Genomic DNA, 2,964 nt, shown 5'->3' on the forward strand with positions numbered 1-2,964 from the left:
GGAGGCCGCGGCCGACGGGGCGCTCGTCAGGGGGGGCGGCGCGGCCCACGCCCGGGAGAAACTGGTCGACAGCGCCGCCGAGCGGTTCGTCGTCGTCGCCGACCCGACCAAGGAGGCCGAGCGGCTCTCACACCCCGTCCCGGTCGAACTGCTACCGGACGCACGGGCGCCGGTCGCCGAGGCCGTCCGGTCGGCCGGCGGCGAGCCCGAACTCCGGGCGGCCGAGCGGAAGGACGGTCCCGTCGTCACCGACAACGGGAACCTCGTCCTCGACTGCGCGTTCGGCGAGATCGACGACCCGGACGCGCTCGCGCGGACGCTATCGACCGTCCCCGGGGTGGTCGAACACGGACTGTTCGTCGGGTTGGTGGACGAGGTACACGTCGGGAGCGACGACGGCGTCGAGATCACGTCGTACTGACGGCGACGCCGCTACGCGGTTAGGGGACGAAAAACGGAAAACTGGACGACTGCTTCCGGATTTAAAGGTCGCGCGGCTGGACCGTCTTCCGGTCGTTCTCCTCGGCTCGGCGAGCGGCGTCGTCGAGCAGCTCCTCGACTTCCTCGTCCAGGGCGTCGTAGAAGTCCGAAGCGACGTTCTTCTCATCGAGGTACTCCTTGACGGCGGCCTTGACGATAAGGTTGGACATATGCGTTCCCGACTACTCGACCCCTCTTAATAAGATTTCCCAAATCGACCGAAGGGACCGCGCCAAGGCCCGAAATCAGGACATTTAGGTGTGGCGGTCCGCCGCTCGATCGGCGGCGTCGCCCCGGCTCGACCGCGGCCGCGAGTCGGTACATACGACCGACACGAGCTGAACGAAACCCCGGAGTGACGCCCGGAACCGTTCGTTTCACGCCGACGGAGCGGGAATACCCATAAACCTATTGACCCGTGGGTGGCGTACCCACAATCGCCGGTACCGGTGGATACCGGACAACCGATGTCACGCTGTGACCACTGCGGGTCACACGTCTCCGAGCGCTTCGCCCGCGTGTTCGCTGACGAGGACGGCCGACTCGACGCCTGTCCCTCGTGTGCTGCGAACGCCGGCATCGCGGAGGTCGCCCGGGACCGGACCCGTACCGAAACCCACTGACGGGGTATCGCCACACGACCGCCACGTTCCCGGCGTGGTACGGCGCCGCGCCGGTCCCCGACCCACATCCCACTTTTGCCGCGTCGGACCGGACCGCTTAGGCCCCCCGCTGCACTGGAACGACCGTGCACTACGTCTACGTCCTCTCGTGTGCGGACGACACGCTGTACACGGGGTACACGACCGACGTAGCGCGGCGCGTCGCCGAACACGACGCCGGCGAGGGCGCGAAGTACACCCGCGGGCGGACGCCGGTCGAGGCCGTCCACGTCGAGTCGTTCGAGACGAAGTCGGCGGCGATGTCCCGCGAACACGAGATCAAACAGCTCTCCCGGGCCGAGAAGGAGCAGTTGGTCGAGTCGTCGGCGACGCCGGAACTGGAGTGACACGTCTCGGTCGGCGTGGCAGGCGGGCCGGTCCCTCTACCACTCGGGCTCGTCCTCGATGCCGATGAACTCCGGCGCGCGGCGGGCGTACGTGCCCACGCGGTAGCCGAGTTTGCAGGTCCGGGCGCGGAGGTCGTCGTCGACGAACGCGTAGGCGGCGTCGGCGCCGATCTCCTCCGGTTCGGGTTCCCGACGGCGCTCCGCGAACCGGCTGCTGGCGTTCCGCAGGCCGACCTGCGTGGGGAGCACCCAGCCGTGGACCCCGCGGACGGTGGTCCGCATGTCGTTGAGCGTGTCGGCGATCGTGCCGCCGCCGGCGGTGACCAGCAGCCCCACGACCGTCTCCTCATACTCGTCGAAGCTACAGTAGTCGTGGAAGTTCCGGAACGCCGCGGAGTAGGAGCTGTGGTAGACGGGGGTGCCGAGGAGCACGCCGTCGGCCTCGCGGACGCGCGCGAGGAGTTCCGCGGCGTCGCCCGCCTCGGCGGTGTCGCGGTCCGGGTCGTACAGGGGCAGGTCGACTGCGGCGAGGTCGATCACGTCGGTCTCGACGCCGGCGGTCTCGGCGGCGTCCAGCGCGTATCGGAGGGCGGCCTTCGTGTAGCTCCCGTCGCGGAGGCTGCCGCTGACGGCGACGACTCGGGTCATGTGACGGCGTTTCAGCACACCGGCCCAAAAGGGGGTCGGAACGCCCCGGCGTGACGGGTCCCTTTTTCAGCCTCAGCCACGAATCCCGACCCATGACCGACCCCACCGACGCCATCCAGTTCGGCACCGACGGCTGGCGGGCCACCCTCGACACGTTCACCGACGACCGCGTCCGCATCGTCGCACAGGGCGTCGCCGACTACCTCCGCGAGACGGGCACCGACGCCCCGGTCGTCGTCGGCTACGACGCCCGCCCCTCCTCGCCGGGGTTCGCCGAGAGCGTCGCCGACGTGCTCACCGACAACGGGTTCGACGTGCTCCTGCCCGAGCGGGACGTCCCCACCCCGACCGCGGTGTGGAACGCCGTCGATCGCGGCTACGCCGGCGCCGTGATCCTCTCCGCCTCCCACAACCCCCCGGAGTACAACGGCATCAAGTACTTCCCCGGCGACGGCGCCCCGGCGATGCCCGAGGTCACCGACCGCATCGAGGCGAACCTCGGCGAACCAGAGGCGCTGCCCGAGAGCGAGCGCGGCGTCGTCGCCCGCGACGACCTGATCGGTCCCCACGCCGACGCCGTCGAGGAACTGGTGGCGTCCTACGGGTTCAGCACGGACGACGGGAGCGTCGACCTCTCGGGCCTCACCGTCGCCTACGACGCGATGCACGGCTCCGGCCGGGGGGTGACCGACGCGGTGCTCGAGGAGGCCGGCGCCGAGGTCCAGCGCCTGCGGTGTGACGAGGACCCCGAGTTCGGCGGGGGCGCGCCCGAGCCGGCCGAGTCGAACCTCCACGCGCTCGCCGCCACGATCGACGACGGCGACGCC

6 protein-coding genes are annotated in these 2,964 nt (G+C 70.1%); 4 read left to right on the forward strand and 2 right to left on the reverse strand.

Annotation, left to right across the window (positions count from 1 at the left end):
* On the forward strand, positions 1-421 hold a 421-nt coding region (gene rpiA / locus ACFR9S_RS10020), incomplete at its 5' end, for a ribose 5-phosphate isomerase A (RefSeq protein ID WP_379818540.1).
* A gap of 61 nt (positions 422-482) precedes the next feature.
* Here rpiA and ACFR9S_RS10025 read toward each other — a convergent pair.
* Positions 483-650: a DUF1931 family protein gene (locus ACFR9S_RS10025; protein ID WP_053946871.1), complete on the reverse strand. Its 168-nt coding sequence runs from the start codon at positions 648-650 to the stop codon at positions 483-485.
* Between the two features lie 297 nt (positions 651-947).
* Between ACFR9S_RS10025 and ACFR9S_RS10030 the strand changes: the two genes are divergently transcribed.
* Positions 948-1,103 carry a DUF7563 family protein gene (locus ACFR9S_RS10030; RefSeq protein ID WP_379732081.1) on the forward strand — a complete coding sequence of 52 codons (156 nt, stop codon included), beginning with the start codon at positions 948-950 and terminating at the stop codon, positions 1,101-1,103.
* A 125-nt stretch (positions 1,104-1,228) separates the two neighbouring features.
* Positions 1,229-1,489, forward strand: coding sequence for a GIY-YIG nuclease family protein (locus tag ACFR9S_RS10035; RefSeq protein ID WP_379732082.1), 261 nt, complete (start codon positions 1,229-1,231; stop codon positions 1,487-1,489).
* Between the two features lie 36 nt (positions 1,490-1,525).
* Here ACFR9S_RS10035 and ACFR9S_RS10040 read toward each other — a convergent pair whose 3' ends face one another.
* Positions 1,526-2,137: an NADPH-dependent FMN reductase gene (locus ACFR9S_RS10040; protein ID WP_379818541.1), complete on the reverse strand. Its 612-nt coding sequence runs from the start codon at positions 2,135-2,137 to the stop codon at positions 1,526-1,528.
* A gap of 92 nt (positions 2,138-2,229) precedes the next feature.
* Here ACFR9S_RS10040 and ACFR9S_RS10045 point away from each other — a divergent pair.
* Positions 2,230-2,964: phosphohexomutase domain-containing protein (locus tag ACFR9S_RS10045; RefSeq protein WP_459077201.1), on the forward strand; the 735-nt coding region annotated here is incomplete at its 3' end.

Origin of the sequence: Halolamina salina, assembly GCF_042678005.1 — an archaeon.
GTDB lineage: Archaea > Halobacteriota > Halobacteria > Halobacteriales > Haloferacaceae > Halolamina > Halolamina salina.